Origin of the sequence: Paenibacillus sp. DP01, from assembly GCF_044784315.1 — a bacterium.
Taxonomy (GTDB): Bacteria; Bacillota; Bacilli; order Paenibacillales; family Paenibacillaceae; genus Paenibacillus; species Paenibacillus polymyxa.
In genome coordinates, this window is record NZ_CP173059.1 from 3,362,208 (window position 1) to 3,378,774 (window position 16,567).

Consider the following 16,567-nt stretch of genomic DNA (forward strand, 5'->3'; position numbering starts at 1 on the left):
GACTTTGTTGCTAGACCTTAATAAAAAAAGGATATTTCTCTGACCGGTTCTAGCCGTTGAGAAATATCCTTTGTTTTTTGTTCTAATTATTAAAATCGATATTACCACAGTTCGTCATCCAGTGCCTGACGCTCCAGTTGCCGCCTAATAGCTGCCTTGAGTCTATCCTCCGGTATGGTTACCTCTACATCACCTTGAGCGCGGGCCTGACAGGATAAACGTATTCCTTCATTCAGTAAAGGTCCCAGCTTACGCTGTTCTGCATCATTAGGACGACCTGCGAGCTCAGCCCGTTCCGGTGCTATCTCTACCTTACACATCAGACAGGCTGCTTTTCCATCACAACGTGTGGGAATGTATACACCTGCTTTACGGGCAGCCTGGAGCAATGACGTGCCCTGACCGACTTGTACGCGCTTGCCTGACGGCTTGAACGTAATCTGCACATTCATGAACGGTCCTCCATTCACCTTTTCTTTTAATACGCACGCAACCTATATTTCATTACTCATCCCGATTAAGGAGTGAAGTTCTGGCCAAGGGAGAAGCTCTATAAGCTTGCCCAACTGCTCCTTATTCCAAATGTTACGGACCAATAGCTGTGTTAGTATCCCTATGTGTTGTTGTGGGTCTCGCTTCATGACATCTGCAATCGCTTGATAGCGGTCAGGACGATTTCGCAACAGATTGAATAGCAACTCGTGACTGAGAGGCATCAAACGCAATGAGGTATTTTCCAGATCAAGCTGAATTCCAGCCGACCAGAGTAGCCGCTCGACCTCTAAGCGATATAAAGCTCCATCACATAAAACCTCAAACCCTCCCACCAATTCGACTGGAAATCCCTCCAGCTCATAGTGGCTTAGCAAAGAAACGTAAGATCCGCTACGGTCAACCTGCTGTTGATCTATACTCACACCTGGCGAGTGCGCGTGTAATAGCTTTGCGGCATGAATATCCGCATAAATATCAATGTCCCGAGGAAGACGATCCAGTTCAACTTCTTGCACAAGTAGTGCACAGCTTCCCCCCAGCATCCACGGAACCGACACCGCTGACCAGCTCTCAGTCAAGCTACCCAGCGCAACTGCCAGATCGTGAGGAAGCCTGTCCACTAACACTGATGATATTGCCTCCTTCAACATCGTTTCCTCCTTTGCTGTCTTTCCACCCGTTTCCTGATGGGCATCATTATAACATGTTCGACATGGCAGTTCGACATTTTGTGTACTGAAAAAGCACTTTACTGCCTCAAAATATAAAAAAAACCGCGAACCTTCCCGGTTCACGGTGAATAAAACGAGCCATCATACGGACAGTGTTTTATTTTTTCATCATCATTTTCATTAACGCTTCCATATTGGAAGGATTCATTCCACTCTTTTTGACGGCTCCGACAATATCCCTGACTGTATCTTCCGATACCGGAATGTTAGCCATCGCAGACACCTGTTTTATAAGCTGACGCAACTGCGCTTCACTTTGAAGCGTGTCCGGCTTTACCGTGCCTGCCAGCTTTTTCACTGCATTTTCGGATATGTTTTTGCCGCCTTTTTTGTTAATGGCCTTCAATGCATCTTTCGGAAAGTTTTTACTCACAATCTCCCCTCCTCCGCCATTGCTCAACTCAGTCTATGAGTGACGGAGACAAAAGGTGATTAAGCATACAAAAGACATGCCAAACGCCTAACTAAAAAAGGCTATCTCATCGTAGAAAGATCTACTCATGAGACAACCTTTATACTTTAGAAGCTCCTCTGTACTCTTATGAATGCCATTGCTCCCAAGTTTGAAGCGGCATGACTTCCATCTCGGTTTTCGGATCGCGACCCATTAATGCCTCAACGGCTTTGCGGACGTCACGTCCTTCAAACAGCACTCCATACAACACCTCTGTAATAGGCATTTGCACACCCAATTTTTGTGAGATAGCGTATGCTGCTTTTGTCGTACGAATCCCCTCTACGACCATTCCCATAGATTCCAGTACGGCATCAAGCTGTTGGCCCTGTCCCAATAATGAACCTGCACGCCAGTTGCGGCTGTGACGACTCGTTGCAGTCACAACTAAATCGCCTATACCAGCGAGTCCGGCAAAGGTTAATGGATTAGCCCCCATCTCAACTCCGGCACGGGTAATCTCAGCCAAGCCACGGGTCAACAAAGCCGCTTTGGCATTATCACCGAAGCCAAGTCCATCCGACATTCCCGCGCCCAGTGCAATAATATTTTTTAAAGCACCGGACAGTTCTACACCGAGTAAATCACGGTTTGTATAGACGCGGAAATAAGAGTTCATGAACAGCCCCTGGGCAGCCTGAGCAGCCTTCTCATTGGAAGAAGCTACAACAACCGTTGTAGGACATTTCTTCACCACTTCCTCCGCATGACTCGGGCCTGACAGCACGGCAATATCATCCTCCGCGATTTCCAGTTCTTCCGAGATCACCGTGGACATACGCTTGAGTGTCTCTGTTTCAAAACCCTTAATGGCATGTACTACCAGCATATCCTTGGTGAAATGAGCCTTCAGACTACGTGCAACCTGCCGAGCGGCAGACGAAGGAGATACGATGATCACCGCTTTAGCTCCAGATACCGCAGTCTGCATATCCGTTGTAGCTGAAATGCGATCAGACAAAATAGAGCCTGGTAAATAATGCTCATTCGTATGCTTCTCATTGATCTCAGCAGCTTGTTGTTCGCTTCTCGTCCAGACAGAGACATCGTTGTTATTGGTCGCAAGTACGGAAGCTAAGGCTGTTCCCCAACTCCCTGCCACCAGCACAGCTATTTTCTCAGACAAGACGATCTCCTCCTTTGGAGCCAAGCTTATTCTCATTTCCCCGTGCCAACTTGACTATGTTAGTACGGTGTCTCCACACAGCGAACAGGCAAATGATTAGAGCCGTCCAAAATAACGGCCAAGCAAAACCAAGTACAAGTAATATCCAAGGGGTCAAAATGACAAAAATTAGTGATCCCAGGGATACATAACGCGTTATTACGATGGCAAGTATCGCAATGATTCCGGCATATAATGCCGGCATCAAGGCAAGAGATGCCAATACACCAATGGCAGTCGCAATCCCTTTGCCTCCGCGAAAGTGAAAATATACCGGCCAGTTATGGCCCGCAATCGCCGCAATGCCACACAAACCCGGTAACCAGGATGATTCTCCACCCAACCAGTGCCCTATCAGCACCGCAATAACCCCTTTAAGTACGTCCAGCAGCAGTACCAGAATAGCTGGGCCTTTTCCAAGCACGCGCAGCGTATTCGTCGCACCGGCATTGCCGCTTCCATGCTGGCGAATGTCGATTCCTTTTAATTTTCCATACAGCAAACTAAAGCTGACAGAGCCAAGCAAGTAACTGAGTACGATGGCAACGATCTGTAAAATCAACCTATTCGCTCCTAACTTTCGTCAGACTTGCGCCGTGTAAATATTCGAATTGGAGTTCCTTCAAAATTAAAGGCGGCGCGAATTTTGTTCTCCAGATAACGCTCATAAGAGAAGTGCATTATCTCTGGATCATTTACGAATACAACCATCGTAGGCGGTTTAACAGCAACCTGAGTCACATAGTTAATACGTAGACGACGGCCCTTGTCTGTTGGCGGTGGATTGATGGCAACCGCATCGGAAATGACATCGTTCAGCAGATGTGTCTGAATACGCATGACATGCTGCTGTGCCACATGCTGTACAACTGGAAGCAACTTTTGCAGACGTTGCTTTGTCTTTGCAGACAAGAACACAATCGGAGCATAGGTCATGAACAGAAAGTGATCACGGATTTTAGTCTCAAACTGATGCATCGTTTTATCGTCTTTATCTACGACATCCCATTTATTAACGACAAACAACGAGGCTTTACCCGCTTCATAAGCATAGCCAGCAATGTGTTTATCCTGCTCAATGATGCCTTCCTCGCCGTTAATAACGACCAGTACAACATCTGCACGCTCAATCGCACGCATCGCACGCATTACACTATATTTTTCTGTCGTTTCGTATACTTTACCACGTTTACGCATACCTGCCGTATCAATCAGTACATACTTTTGACCGTCTTTTTCAAAAGGCGTGTCAATTGCATCACGCGTTGTACCTGCAATGTCACTAACGATAACCCGTTCTTCTCCTAGAATGGCATTAACGAGTGAAGATTTACCTACATTCGGACGTCCGATCAAAGCGACACGTATAACGTCTTCATCATAATGATCTTCTTCTAGTTCAGGTAAATTGGACGTAATTGCATCCAACAGATCACCGATCCCTGTACCATGACTACCAGAAACAGCAATTGGATCACCAAATCCATAAGAATAAAACTCATAGATCAGATCAGCGCGACTGAGGTTGTCCACCTTGTTTACCGCTACGATGATCGGTTTACCCGAACGATACAGCATTTGAGCTACCTCTTCATCCGCTTGCGTTATTCCTGCTTTTGCATCGCTCATGAATACAATAACATCTGCTTCTTCTATTGCAAGTTCGGCCTGCATACGGATGGACTTCAAAATAACATCCTCACCATCAATCTCAATGCCGCCGGTGTCAATAATACTGAAGGACTTACCATTCCACTCTGATATACCGTAAATACGGTCACGAGTGATTCCCGGTTTATCTTCCACGATGGACAGACGATCCCCGATAATCCGATTAAAAATCGTGGACTTACCCACATTCGGACGACCAACGATAGCCACAACGGGTCTTGCCATAAATTCACTCCTCCTGTCAATTCTTCCGCTATCATCATAGCAAAAAACATACCTATTGGCGATATAGTGACGTAACAACAATCGGCGAACCCTCTGGGTCCGCCGATGGTGTACGTTATGCTTATTATAAAATGTATTGATTTAAACTCATTTAAATTTGTTCAGCTTATCGCCAAAACGCTCGCCAAGCGTAATGCTCAGTCCGGAGTTGTTGAGGGAAACGTTAGGATTATTCAGTTCCTCACGAGGTGCGCGAGATGCACGTGGTGCTCTTTCTGCTTTTGGAGCAGCTTCAGGAGCTTCCTCAGTTTCTTTAATGCTCAGACTAACACGTTTTTCGGAAGGATTCATTTCAAGAATTTTAACTTTAACTTCTTGTCCTTCTTCCAGAACTTCTTGTGGAGTTCCAATGTGTTTGTGGGAAATTTGAGAAATATGAACCAAACCTTCCACACCAGGAGCGATTTCAACGAATGCACCGAAGTTAACCAGACGTTTAACAACACCAGTTACGATATCATTGTTATTGAATTGTCCAGCAGCCGATTCCCAAGGACCAGGCTGTGCAGCTTTCATGCTCAGGCTGATTTTTCCTTTTTCAGGATCTACTTTCAAGACTTTCACTTTCACTTGATCTCCTTCGGAAACAGCATCAGAAGGCTTATCAACATGAGTCCAAGCAATTTCAGATACGTGAACCAGACCATCTACTCCGCCAACATCTACGAAAGCACCAAACTGAGTAAGACGCTGAACCGTACCAACGATTTCTTGTCCTTCTTTCAGCTCAGCCATTACTTTAAGCTTGTTAGCTTCAAATTCTGCTTCCAGAACGTCTTTTTGGGAAAGGATCACTTTGTTGTTTTCACGATCCAGTTCTTTTACAACAACACGCAATGTGCGGCCTTTGTAATCACTGAAATCTTCAACAAAATGGCGTTCTACCATGGATGCAGGGATGAATCCTCGCAGACCCACGTCTACTACGATGCCGCCTTTAACAACATCATTCACAACAACTTCAAATACTTCTTTGCTTTCGAACAGTTGCTCCAACTTTTCCCAAGCATTTTCACTGTCGATTGCACGTTTGGACAGAACAAGTTTTTCCTTGCCGTCGTCGATGCTGATAATTCTAGCTTCAACTTCTTGGCCTACTTGTACTGCTTCTTCTGCATTGTCCAGACCAGAAGACAATTCGCGAATTGGAATAACTCCATCGTATTTATATCCAATGCTTACTACCGCTTGGTTATCTTCCAATTTCACAATTGTACCCTTAACGGTGTCACCTTTTTTCAGGGAAACGATTTGATCGAGCTCGTCTTGATTTGCCGCTTCAGCAGCTTCTTGATTTTTAATTTCTTCCGACATGTCAATACCCTCCTCAATTCAAAAAAACCATTTATTTAAACCTGCGCATAGCAGAGTTCAAAACAAAATACATTTTTGTTCTAGTTTTCCAAGCTTAGACACAATTCATGCAAGCCGTTCAATCATTCGTAGGCTTACCCGTTTCCTTCATTGTGCGAATACGTGACATAATTGCTTCTGTTGCCAGTTCAAGAGGATCTCCTTCGACATAGGTACCCTTTTGGTAACCGTCCAAATTAACAGGTTTACCGTATATCACTTTCGTTTTACGGAAAAGCTTGTAATCACCAATAATGGCGACCGGAACGGCAGCCGCTCCACTACGCAGTGCAAAACTGGCAGCACCCTTTTTACCAATTCCCCCAGCTCCTCTGGAGCCTTCGGGAAAAATCCCCATAACCTTACCTTCACGCAAAATGTTCAATGCCAGCTTAATGGATTCCTTACTCACACCACCACGTTTAACTGGAAAAGCTCCCAGTTTGTCGATCAGTGGTCCCAGTACAGGAACATTAAACAGCTCTGCTTTGGCCATAAAGTGAACCTTTCGCTTCAGCAAAATGCCAACTGTAGGAGGGTCAAGATTACTAATATGATTAGAACACAACAGCACTCCACCCTCAGCAGGAACATTTTCCCTGCCTACCGCCTCAAGCCTGAACAGAACGCGGTAAATGAGACGCAAAATACTGGCGCATACAGTATATATCATTGGCTGATCTCTCCATCCTTCTCCGTTAAGCAATAAGATACGATCGTATCTACGACATCCTGGATGCCCATATGAGTCGTATCAAGCACGATGGCGTCCTCACTGCAACGAAGCGGGGATACCTCCCTCTCCTCATCAAACTTATCACGTGCCGCAATGTCACGTTCAAGCTGTTCCAGAGTGATATCATCAGTTTCGCTCAGTTCTTTAAAACGACGTGAGGCACGTTCCTGAACACTTGCGGTCATGAACACTTTGACTTCCGCATCGGGAAGCACAGTTGTTCCAATATCGCGTCCGTCCATGACGACACCTTTACGCGCAGCCATTTCACGCTGGTATTCGGTCAAGCGTGTACGTAAACCAGCAATACTCGAATACTGTGACACATTGCTAGTCACTTCCATCGAACGAATCACAGTGGTTACATCTTCCCCGTTACAATAAACCTTTTGGCCTGTGGGGTCCGGTACTAATTCAATCACCAGCTCAGGTACATGCTGAAGCACTTTTTGTACATTTTCTGCAGGAATTTCTTTGCACATCATGTACCATGTTGCTGCTCGATACATGGCTCCGGTATCTACATATACATAGGAAAGTGCTTTCGCCACCAAGCGGGCCACTGTACTTTTCCCTGCGCCAGCAGGTCCATCAATGGCTACATTTATTTTGTTAATTGAAGATGCATGTTGCCTTGCCAACAGGGAATTCCTCCTAACCTAACCTCAAGAAAAAAGCAGGCATTGCCTGCGACGTGAAAATTATACCACACATTTATAGGCGATGCAAAATAAGCGACAGGTTTACTAAAAAAGAAAAGCTTCGGATGTTTACGATTTCCCCCGGAACTCCAACTGTCTTTCAAAACAATATTTAATCAGTTTTTGGCGCTCCTGGTCAGCGATTTTCTCATATTTCAACATAATGAGTTTGCGGCCATTTTCCATCTGCTGAATGCGTACAATTTCGGATTGGAACGGAACATGTTCTTGAGTGCCGTTTTTATATGGAACCAAAATCCAGCAAGACAATGATTCTCCTTCTTCAAGATGATGTGAACCCTGAGTCTGAAAAGATACGCCTCCACCTCCTACATCATGCGTCTCTGCTACAAATCTAGATTCGTTTGCACCATGTTTAACCGCAATTTCCAAGTTGGCCTTTACCCTGAGAAAGTTTCGACGCTGAATTTTGCTGATGCTGTCGGGAGCAGGCTTGTGAATGCGAACCATCCGGAGGACGTCTTCTTTAAAGCCTGTAACGTGGGTATTAAAATAGTTTTTAATCCCACCCTCGCTCATAAAAAATATGGACAGTTCTTCCCCAAGAAACAGCTTTTTCAAATTCCCGCTTGTTTGTGACATGGGAATTTCGATTAGAAAGTTCTGTGGGTCCTCTTCCGCAATACGTGACTTATATTCAAAAGATTCCTCCTTCTGATCGGTACCAGCAACTTGTATGTATAACACATCGTTAATTTTCGGAAACAAACGATTCACCATCCTTGTCCATTCAAAACTATAATTAAGGTATATAATACCACGACTTTGTGCCTATATTAAGCATTATATTTGCTAGAACCATGACTAAAGCACAAAAAACCTCCTTAATAAAGGAGGTTTAGAGTGACTATAGATTCATTTCAGTGTAATCAACTAGGCATTACTTGCCGTAACTTGTGGTTCATCTGAATCTTTTACCTGTTCAATCGTTTCTTCCATTCCCGTGTTCGCGTTAATGTAAATTCGATAAATGGAACCGTTGATTTTACCGCCAAATTCATAGCACAGAACTTCATTTGACAGTTCATTTTCAATTAGTGCTTTGCGGTGGTAAGTTTCGCGAAACTCAGGATTCAACTTCGCTCGTGCTTCATTCAAATTCAATTTTGCCTGAGGAATGCGACGGAGGTGACTGTGCTCATAGACATAATCGCTGCATTGGAAACCAATCACTTGTCCGTTATCCAAGCCTGATCTGACTGTGATTTTTTCTGGATAGATAATCACATCCCCTTGTTGGCTTGCAAATGTAATATTGGCTAAATTCCCGCTTTCATCATATGCTACGGGCTTCATTCCTTTGTAGCCCTTTTGTTCAAGATACTCACTTGCATAGCGAACCGCTTCATTACGAGTTGCTTTTTTAGGACCTACTGTTCTCATGTCATGATAAGAAATGAGCTTGCCGCCCTTTTTCGTAAAATCCATAGTGGCTACAGGCTGTTGCTTATTTAACAGCGTAGCCGTATAAGACGCCCATTCTGTTCCTTTGCCATTTTCGTTCACACGAATCTGACTTTCTGGTTTTCCTGTAAATTCAGCGGCATTACGCTTAATTTGTCCAGCATCCACCGCCGGGAGACTCAACTTTTTCACTGAGCGCTTATCATAAATGCTCGCAACAGACGGTCCCCAATCCAGTTCTTTGTAGTTCTCTACTTTTTTGTCCACGGTTTTGAAGCCATCAATAATGGTGTTGTCCTTCGGTCCAGTTTGAGAACCTGCCGCCATATCAACATCCATCCAGCGCAAGTTTTTGCTAATAACCTTTTGCTGCACCTCATGCATGTTTTTCGAAATTTCCTTGGAATTGTTATATAACGTTTTTAGATTCGAAATTTCTTTCTCGTTTAAAGGCTCGTGATCCAGATCACGAACAGCGGTCTGATACGAGAATGCAGATAGATGTGACAGCAAATCTTTAGCATGATTAAAAGGCATTACATTGAGAGGCAACTGATTAACCTCGTTTTGGGCTTCACTTGCAATCCTCCACACGTTCATCAAGCATTTGCGGTGCATCGCGTGTGAAGTAGTATGGACAGCAACCGCGTTACCGAGTTGGGAATGCAACTGATCCATATGAAACGACAAATCATGAAATGCACGCTGGTATTGATTTTCCGCTTTAATCGACATGCTATTTGCCTGAGAAGACACCTCTTTTCTCATCTGGTTTTGCTGATAACCCCACACAAATGCTCCTATCATAATCAGGGTAACCACCGGGAACAATACGGCACTAAGTCGTTTATACATATTGGGAGTCTCCTTTCTTCAAATACACTACCGATAGTGTGACAAGAAGAAAGCTCTCTTATGCATGGTTTTCCATGACTTCAACAATAAACTCACAGTTATCGCAAATACAGCGTTTAAAGCCGGTCTGAATCTGTCCTTGCTCCATTCGCCCTCTCAGTACAAAACGTTCTCCGCATCTTTTACAATGAATTCTTACTTTTATACGCAAAAAAGACACCTCTTTCTCTAACAGGTTTGTCAGATCAGTGTGTCCCATTTCGTTACATATTAACCTTTTCTTCCCGTTTTAACATCCGAAAAGGAGAACGGTTATTCGCTCGACTGATTTTTGCCATCCCTCCATACCATAGAAATGCCATCAGCGGAATGATAAACCAGATCCAGTCGTGTGAAAATTTCGTCAAAATTAAATCATACACTCCATGCCAAAACCATGGAAGCACTAATGACAGAAGCAGCATATATTTACTCTTCAGGTCTTTCGAAAACTTGGCTTTCCCCATATAGTAGCCCATCATAACGCCAAACATCGCATGACCGGATACCGGTAGCAACGATCTCATTAACATCATGCTGATCGAAGCATGCCCCGCCCAGGCATATAACAGATTTTCAACTGTGGCAAACCCGAGTGAGACTGCGGCCGCATACAATATACCATCATAAGGCTCGTCGAACTCCGTATGGTTATAGATGATGTGATACAGCAGGAACCATTTAAAAAACTCTTCCACTCCAGCGGAAATACCAAACACCTGAATTAAAGTGTCATCTCCTAGCCAAAGCAGCAACCCACGTTGAAAAATCATGACCGGAAGCACCACCAAAAAACCGAGCAAAAATACTTTAATAACCATGTGCAGAGGCTCCGAATCATATCGATCCTTTAAGTAAAAATACATCAATAAGGCGAGACCCGGCGCTGTAGCTGCCGCTAAAACAGAAAACAGAAGCACCGATCATCCCTCCATAAAAATGAGTCGGCTCTGCTTTCAGCGCAGAGCCGACAAATTAACTTCATTATCACTTTCTAAACCAAATCAAGAACGGCTGTCAAAATGGGTGCAGATGACAGCAACTGCCTGTTCAGGAATGATCAGCTTTCCATACTCTTCCAGCATAGCTGGTGTTACGGATGAACCTTCTCCAAATTCAGCCAGAATCGCGATTAAGGCCGCAAGCTTGGACTCTTCTACTTCTTCTGGCTCCAAATGCAAAATCCATTTTCCTCTATAATGATACAGCTTACCTGCTTCCGTAGTGTTGCTGCGGAGCATATGAGCCGCTTCTATGAGTACTTCGAAATCGCTAAACGCGTAAACGATGGAATCACTGTGCTCCATTGTGACTTCCATTTCGTAGACTTCCTCTGGAAGCTCCTCATCGGGACCCGAACCGTACTGCTGGTGATCGTATTTTCCCCGAGTGACGATAACAACCATTCCCTGAGCAGGAAGCGCAAAGACTTCAACAGCTAACGGTCCCGTGGCGTCGAAGCCCAGTTCGCTGTATGCCTGATCCATCATTTCAGTAAACAGCTCATGAACTCTTGGAATTTCTTGCCACATATCATCTTTTTGGATACCCCGTTCGCTCAAATCGTCAAAGGTAAGGAAAATCCGTATCTTGTCCTGACTTAATCTTTCTATTTTCATACTGGACCCTCCTCCTGGCAGCCGAGTGTTATTAGCAGATTATGATTCAAATATGATGCCTGTGATGAAAATGGTTCTATGTAATCATGTTATCATTTTATAATCGTAAATGCACGAATAAAAATGATAAAAAAAAGAATCATTTGAACGGCTTTAACAAAAAAGCCGCAAAATGATTCGGAATAGAGGTTTCGGGTTACAATCCCGGTACGGCTGTATGAGTTTCTTTCAGTATTTGCTCGACCTCACGTTTAACATCGGGACTTGTGCTAATAAACTCTTTAATCAACTTCATATTCTCTTCTTTGCTCTTGGCAGTTTGGGCGTTATGAACGGTTTTATCTGCTTGTGAACGATGATCATGATCCTTGTGGGTGTCTTGTGTATTCAGCGCAATATCACCCATGCCTGGAAATGCGGCGTCCATCATTTTTGTACGAGCTTTCTGTACCAAATTTCCGCCTTTTTTTCCGCCCATGTCCATGGATAAGCCCAACGCATTGCGGTTACGAGAGATCAGAGAGCTTGCGACAGCCCCCAAGACGATTCCCAGGAAAAATGAAGATGTTTTCACAATTAGAACCTCCCTTTGTGGTAGAATCAAGCATAGTGTTCGTCAGCAGAGACAAACTCATACGGTATAAATACAGGAAGGTGAGATGAATTAATGGGTACAAAAACAGCAGCCATTTTGCTAACAGCATGTCTGCTGCTTAGTGCTTGCACTGCGACGAAGCCGGAATCTGCGGATTCCAGTAACCATCAGGATTCAGTAACTTCTGATTTAAGTAACAGTGCCAAAGATCAGAGCAGTAAATCTTCCCCCAAAGGAAGCAGCAAGCAAGCAGACAGTGATGAGCAAAAATCAGTGAGTACAACAAATACACAAAATGACAAAACCGCCGTTAAGAGCAACGAGACTACAGTTCCAACAACTTCGGTTACCACTAACAAGATGTATCACTTGGACAAAGCTTACAATGTTATTCCTAATCAACAAGGTGTCGAAAAAAAAGTGGTATTGCTGACCTTTGACGATGGCCCGAAGGAAGCGGTCATGATTAACAAAATCATAGATATATTGGATAAGCACAAGGCAAAAGCGATTTTCTTCGTAAACGGTTATCGTGTAAAAGAACATCCTGAGTTGCTCAAGCTTATCCATGACCGTGGACAGCCCATTGGCAACCATAGCTGGGACCACTTCGTTCTAAAGAACAAGTCTGAGGCTGAGGTTAAAAAACAGATTGAAACAGTACAAAAAATCGTTAAAGACACTACAGGCCAAGCCCCCGTATTCTTCCGTCCGCCTCATGGTGCTGGTGGAGACGTAGGTCGCAAGGTTGCTAAGGAAAATGGGCTCTTGTATATGACATGGTCCGTAGGTTCTCTGGACTGGACCATGAAAAAAAACCAACCTCATAAAACGGAAACTCTTCTCAAAAATGTAACAGAACAACTTCATCCAGGCAGCAATATTTTGATGCATGAACTGCCATGGACAGCGGAGGCACTGGACAGTCTATTGACGCGCCTTGAGCAGAAGGGCTATCAATTTGTCGATCCACAAAGCATTGAGATTCCTACCAGTTAATTATCACTTGCTCATAGGTCAAATGTAGATGATGTAAAATTAAATGATGTAAAAAGCCCCCTCTCCGCATATTTTGTGGGAGTTGGAGGCTTTTTAGCATAATATTGCACGCACGTACTAGACGAAAGCTATCACAATGCCTTTATATCACCAAAGCATTTCACTAATGGGTGGTGCACCCTTAATTCCCCACCATAGTAGTGCTGCTGTAATGAGCACAAAAAGAGTGCTTAAAAAATTCAAAAACCACTTACTCACCCGAATACGGCGGGACGGAAACATCTCTGTCCGTGTTCGGTACTCACTGGCAGGAGTGTCCTCCTCCATTGTCACAGCAACTTCTGGTGCAGCGGCAACGTCTGCCAATTCTGGCATGGGCCGTGAAGCACGGGAGCGAACCGGTTTTGGCTTTGGCCTGTCCTCTTCCTTGCCTTTGCGGCCATTTCGGCGGCTACCATAGGTCTGCACTCTGCTAAGTTCCTGATTCATTCTTCATACCTCCGAAAACGTAACGCTAAGCCAGATATAAGGTCAATCACAAAATGACAAATGATCGGTGCCCACAGGCTGCCTGTCTGCACGTATATATATCCCAATCCATAACTGCTAAGGAAAACCCAGCCCGTGGGAATCCAGTGCCGTAAATATCGGATATGAATAACCGCAAACAAAATGCTTGTCCAATAAGGACCAAAGCTGTACTGAATCGCACCTCTAAACAAAAGTTCCTCACAGATGGAAACGATAGCAGCTATACAAATAATATGCCAAACCGGTCGATTTTGAAACAGCATTTGGTTAATACCACCGTCATCCATGGCATCCTCAGGCATGATCCGAGACAGCAGCAAATCCACTAATAGCATAGCGGCTGCCAAACCCAATCCCCACCATAAGACATGTAGCGTGTTGGGCAATGCAAACAGTTCAAACACATTTCTTTTCTGAAATATAATCCAGATTACGCCAATCAGCAGGGTCAGCCCCTGAGTTAGATACAAATTGTAAAGCAGCAAGCGGTCATTCAATTGATGAATTTGCGCTCTTTTCCATTTCACTTTAAGCTTTTTCATAGTTAGTTAGTCCTCTGCTTAGTCTTCTTTAGCATCATAGCCAAAAAGTCGGGCGGATTCAAGAAGACTTAAATCTTAATTTTTCCGCATTCTGTAGCTATGTTTCTAGTCGTCTATCCACACATGCCGCATGTCCTATTGACATGCCCATGTAAGCCATGATACATTATGAAAAAATTATTAGCGACAACAACAATGATGGAGAAAAGGTATTGATTTCGTCCTCAGAGAACCGGTGTTTGGGTGGAAGCCGGTGGCGAAGTAACTACTTTCAGCGCTCCTGAGTTATTGCATCGAGGTCTAGGTAATCATTTTCCGACATTAGATGCAATCGGCAGAAAACCGTTATCCTTTCGGTCATTATATGACCGCTGAAGGCAGTCCATTGCGAAATGGCTGCGAATTAGGGTGGTACCACGATAACTCTCGTCCCTTACTATGGAGATAGTATGTGATTCGGGAGTTTTTTTGATGCCCGAAAACCGTAAAGCAACTCCACATAAGGCCTTTGGTTATCAGTTTGGTGCAAAATACTATTTTATTCCTTTTCTGCGTCAATGCGTTATCACACTAGTATTTAGACCGCTCTCCTGTACTTTTTAGAAGCATTTCAAGTTTTTTTCATGTTCTTTATGGAATGTATTTCAGTTCGAAGTACATCCTGTCCATAAAAGAAGTTAACTTTGAGGAGGAAACCAAATGTTTAAAGTGTTAGTATCCGATCCAATCAGTGACCTGGGCATTCAGCAACTGATGGATGCAGACGATGTCACGGTGGACAAGAACACAGGTCTCAGCGAGGATGAATTGGTTCAAATTATTGGTGACTATGACGCATTACTCGTCCGAAGCCAAACCCGGGTAACCGAACGCATCATGGCGGCAGGTAAAAACCTCAAGGTTGTCGGACGTGCCGGGGTCGGCGTGGACAACATCGACCTTGAAGCAGCAACACAACGCGGGATTATCGTTATTAATGCTCCTGACGGCAATACAATTACGACATGTGAACACACTTTTGCCATGATGATGGCACTGGCTCGCCATATTCCACAGGCTTACGCTAAAACCATCGGTGGTACATGGGATCGTAAAACATTCCTCGGTGTCGAACTACGTAACAAAACACTTGGAGTTCTCGGCATGGGACGTATCGGCAGTGAGGTGGCTAAACGCGCCAAAGCATTTGGCATGAGCATCCTTGGTTATGATCCGTTTCTGACTGAAGAACGTGCTGAGAAGCTGGGCATCAAGCTGGCCAGCGTGGACGAAATTATCCGCAACGCAGATTTCATGACCGTACACACGCCATTAACACCAGAAACCAAGCATATGATTGCTCGTCCGCAGTTTGAAGTGATGAAAAAAGGAATGCGCATCATCAACTGTGCCCGAGGCGGAGTTATCGATGAAATGGCTCTTGTTGAAGCCATTGATGAAGGTATCGTTGCCGGTGCAGCCTTTGACGTATTCGAGTCGGAACCACCAGCACCGGATCATCCGTTCCTGAGCCATCCAAAAATTATCGTTACACCACATCTGGGTGCATCGACCGTCGAAGCTCAGGAGAACGTGGCGATCGACGTATCTGAGCAGGTGCTGCATATTTTACGTGATGAGCCGTTTAAAAATGCGGTCAACATGCCTCCAGTACCATCCAATGTCATGACGCAATTGCAGCCATATTTCTCGCTTGGAGAGAAGCTGGGCAGCTTTGCCGCTCAGATCACCAATCAGGCTGTACGTGAAATTCAGGTAGATTATGCTGGCGATTTGTCTTCTGTGGATACACAGCCGCTCACACGTTATATTTTGAAAGGTGTACTTAGCCGTCATCTGGGCAGCGATGTGAACATCGTGAACTCTGTGCATCTTGCCAAAACACGTGACGTCCATCTCATCGTCTCTCAGGCGCCTGCCACCAAGGGCTTCACCAACCTGATTACCGTTACGCTCAAAACACAAAGCGGCGAAGAACAACGTGTTTCCGGCACCCTGCTAGCAGGCTATGGTGAACGTATTGTTCGATTGAACCAGTTCCCGGTAGATGTGGCACCGGAGGCTCATTTCCTGCTTATCTCACACAATGATAAACCCGGCATTATCGGCCGTGTCGGCACCTTGCTTGGGGAGAACAGCGTCAACATTGCTTCTATGCAAGTAGGTCGTAAAATTGTTGGCGGTGAAGCCATCATGATCCTGACCGTTGACAAAGCTGTGCCTAAAGACGTGCTGATTCAACTCGTAGGCTTACCAGAACTGAATACTGCCCAAGAAGTAGTACTGGATTAGTTCCAGTCAGTGTTGAAAAATTCCTTGGTTTTATTTATAAAGAGAGGCGCCGGCTACCGAGGCGCCTTTTCTTATACCC

18 protein-coding genes and 1 other annotated feature are annotated in these 16,567 nt (G+C 44.6%); of the genes, 2 read left to right on the top strand and 16 right to left on the bottom strand.

Annotation, left to right across the window (positions count from 1 at the left end; all coding sequences use genetic code 11):
- Positions 1–101: 101 nt before the first annotated feature.
- The 14 genes from ACH59B_RS14780 to ACH59B_RS14845 form a co-directional block, all read right to left on the bottom strand.
- The gene (locus ACH59B_RS14780; RefSeq protein ID WP_016822220.1) at positions 102–452 is read right to left on the bottom strand and encodes a 2Fe-2S iron-sulfur cluster-binding protein; all 351 of its coding nucleotides are present in this window, start codon (positions 450–452) and stop codon (positions 102–104) included.
- 42 nt (positions 453–494) lie between these two features.
- Positions 495–1,145, bottom strand: a complete 651-nt coding sequence (locus ACH59B_RS14785) for a hypothetical protein (protein ID WP_016822221.1) — start codon at positions 1,143–1,145, stop codon at positions 495–497.
- A gap of 178 nt (positions 1,146–1,323) precedes the next feature.
- Complete coding sequence (locus ACH59B_RS14790) at positions 1,324–1,599, bottom strand: stage VI sporulation protein F (RefSeq protein WP_016822222.1); 276 nt, start codon at positions 1,597–1,599, stop codon at positions 1,324–1,326.
- A gap of 166 nt (positions 1,600–1,765) precedes the next feature.
- Positions 1,766–2,806, bottom strand: coding sequence for an NAD(P)H-dependent glycerol-3-phosphate dehydrogenase (locus ACH59B_RS14795; RefSeq protein ID WP_013371696.1), 1,041 nt, complete (start codon positions 2,804–2,806; stop codon positions 1,766–1,768).
- Entirely contained in the window at positions 2,799–3,407 is a 609-nt protein-coding gene (gene plsY / locus ACH59B_RS14800) for a glycerol-3-phosphate 1-O-acyltransferase PlsY (RefSeq protein ID WP_044785211.1), read from the bottom strand. The genes ACH59B_RS14795 and plsY overlap by 8 nt, the downstream gene beginning before the upstream one ends.
- A gap of 11 nt (positions 3,408–3,418) precedes the next feature.
- Positions 3,419–4,741: a ribosome biogenesis GTPase Der gene (der, locus tag ACH59B_RS14805; RefSeq protein WP_013371698.1), complete on the bottom strand. Its 1,323-nt coding sequence runs from the start codon at positions 4,739–4,741 to the stop codon at positions 3,419–3,421.
- A gap of 147 nt (positions 4,742–4,888) precedes the next feature.
- A complete protein-coding gene (rpsA, locus tag ACH59B_RS14810; RefSeq protein ID WP_013371699.1) occupies positions 4,889–6,115 on the bottom strand; it encodes a 30S ribosomal protein S1 in 1,227 nt (408 codons plus the stop codon).
- Positions 6,116–6,233: 118 nt separating this feature from the next.
- Positions 6,234–6,827 carry a 1-acyl-sn-glycerol-3-phosphate acyltransferase gene (locus ACH59B_RS14815; RefSeq protein WP_017427537.1) on the bottom strand — a complete coding sequence of 198 codons (594 nt, stop codon included), beginning with the start codon at positions 6,825–6,827 and terminating at the stop codon, positions 6,234–6,236.
- On the bottom strand, positions 6,824–7,531 hold the full coding sequence (gene cmk, locus ACH59B_RS14820; protein ID WP_017427536.1) for a (d)CMP kinase: 708 nt from the start codon (positions 7,529–7,531) through the stop codon (positions 6,824–6,826). Before cmk ends, ACH59B_RS14815 begins: the two co-directional genes overlap by 4 nt.
- Before the next feature lie 129 nt (positions 7,532–7,660).
- Complete coding sequence (locus tag ACH59B_RS14825; RefSeq protein WP_044785212.1) at positions 7,661–8,320, bottom strand: flagellar brake protein; 660 nt, start codon at positions 8,318–8,320, stop codon at positions 7,661–7,663.
- Positions 8,321–8,485: 165 nt separating this feature from the next.
- Positions 8,486–9,871 (bottom strand): germination protein YpeB, encoded by a 1,386-nt coding sequence (ypeB, locus tag ACH59B_RS14830; protein WP_017427535.1) that lies wholly within the window; start codon positions 9,869–9,871, stop codon positions 8,486–8,488.
- A 263-nt stretch (positions 9,872–10,134) separates the two neighbouring features.
- Positions 10,135–10,830: a glutamic-type intramembrane protease PrsW gene (gene prsW / locus ACH59B_RS14835; RefSeq protein ID WP_016822228.1), complete on the bottom strand. Its 696-nt coding sequence runs from the start codon at positions 10,828–10,830 to the stop codon at positions 10,135–10,137.
- 84 nt (positions 10,831–10,914) lie between these two features.
- Positions 10,915–11,529: a genetic competence negative regulator gene (locus ACH59B_RS14840; protein ID WP_016822229.1), complete on the bottom strand. Its 615-nt coding sequence runs from the start codon at positions 11,527–11,529 to the stop codon at positions 10,915–10,917.
- Positions 11,530–11,725: 196 nt separating this feature from the next.
- The gene (locus ACH59B_RS14845) at positions 11,726–12,103 is read right to left on the bottom strand and encodes a hypothetical protein (RefSeq protein WP_013371707.1); all 378 of its coding nucleotides are present in this window, start codon (positions 12,101–12,103) and stop codon (positions 11,726–11,728) included.
- Positions 12,104–12,196: 93 nt separating this feature from the next.
- On the opposite strand from ACH59B_RS14845, the gene ACH59B_RS14850 reads away from it, so the two are divergent.
- Positions 12,197–13,123 carry a polysaccharide deacetylase family protein gene (locus ACH59B_RS14850; protein ID WP_044785213.1) on the top strand — a complete coding sequence of 309 codons (927 nt, stop codon included), beginning with the start codon at positions 12,197–12,199 and terminating at the stop codon, positions 13,121–13,123.
- 147 nt (positions 13,124–13,270) lie between these two features.
- Here the strand turns inward: ACH59B_RS14850 and ACH59B_RS14855 are convergent, their stop codons facing one another.
- Positions 13,271–13,612, bottom strand: a complete 342-nt coding sequence (locus ACH59B_RS14855) for a hypothetical protein (protein WP_017427534.1) — start codon at positions 13,610–13,612, stop codon at positions 13,271–13,273.
- Positions 13,609–14,196, bottom strand: coding sequence for a type II CAAX endopeptidase family protein (locus ACH59B_RS14860; protein WP_017427533.1), 588 nt, complete (start codon positions 14,194–14,196; stop codon positions 13,609–13,611). The genes ACH59B_RS14855 and ACH59B_RS14860 overlap by 4 nt, the downstream gene beginning before the upstream one ends.
- Before the next feature lie 186 nt (positions 14,197–14,382).
- Positions 14,383–14,633: a binding site (T-box leader), on the top strand.
- Positions 14,634–14,895: 262 nt separating this feature from the next.
- Here ACH59B_RS14860 and serA point away from each other — a divergent pair.
- Positions 14,896–16,488: a phosphoglycerate dehydrogenase gene (gene serA / locus ACH59B_RS14865; RefSeq protein ID WP_017427532.1), complete on the top strand. Its 1,593-nt coding sequence runs from the start codon at positions 14,896–14,898 to the stop codon at positions 16,486–16,488.
- Positions 16,489–16,567 lie beyond the last annotated feature (79 nt).

What these genes read in the sequence shown, in the direction of transcription:
- ACH59B_RS14840 (WP_016822229.1), bottom strand. Translation starts at nt 11,529, where the DNA reads ATGAAAATAGAAAGATTAAGTCAGGACAAGATACGGATTTTCCTTACC.
- ypeB (WP_017427535.1), bottom strand. Translation starts at nt 9,871, where the DNA reads ATGTATAAACGACTTAGTGCCGTATTGTTCCCGGTGGTTACCCTGATT.
- ACH59B_RS14850 (WP_044785213.1), top strand. Translation starts at nt 12,197, where the DNA reads ATGGGTACAAAAACAGCAGCCATTTTGCTAACAGCATGTCTGCTGCTT.
- ACH59B_RS14855 (WP_017427534.1), bottom strand. Translation starts at nt 13,612, where the DNA reads ATGAATCAGGAACTTAGCAGAGTGCAGACCTATGGTAGCCGCCGAAAT.
- ACH59B_RS14815 (WP_017427537.1), bottom strand. Translation starts at nt 6,827, where the DNA reads ATGATATATACTGTATGCGCCAGTATTTTGCGTCTCATTTACCGCGTT.
- rpsA (WP_013371699.1), bottom strand. Translation starts at nt 6,115, where the DNA reads ATGTCGGAAGAAATTAAAAATCAAGAAGCTGCTGAAGCGGCAAATCAA.
- ACH59B_RS14860 (WP_017427533.1), bottom strand. Translation starts at nt 14,196, where the DNA reads ATGAAAAAGCTTAAAGTGAAATGGAAAAGAGCGCAAATTCATCAATTG.
- der (WP_013371698.1), bottom strand. Translation starts at nt 4,741, where the DNA reads ATGGCAAGACCCGTTGTGGCTATCGTTGGTCGTCCGAATGTGGGTAAG.
- serA (WP_017427532.1), top strand. Translation starts at nt 14,896, where the DNA reads ATGTTTAAAGTGTTAGTATCCGATCCAATCAGTGACCTGGGCATTCAG.
- ACH59B_RS14785 (WP_016822221.1), bottom strand. Translation starts at nt 1,145, where the DNA reads ATGTTGAAGGAGGCAATATCATCAGTGTTAGTGGACAGGCTTCCTCAC.
- ACH59B_RS14780 (WP_016822220.1), bottom strand. Translation starts at nt 452, where the DNA reads ATGAATGTGCAGATTACGTTCAAGCCGTCAGGCAAGCGCGTACAAGTC.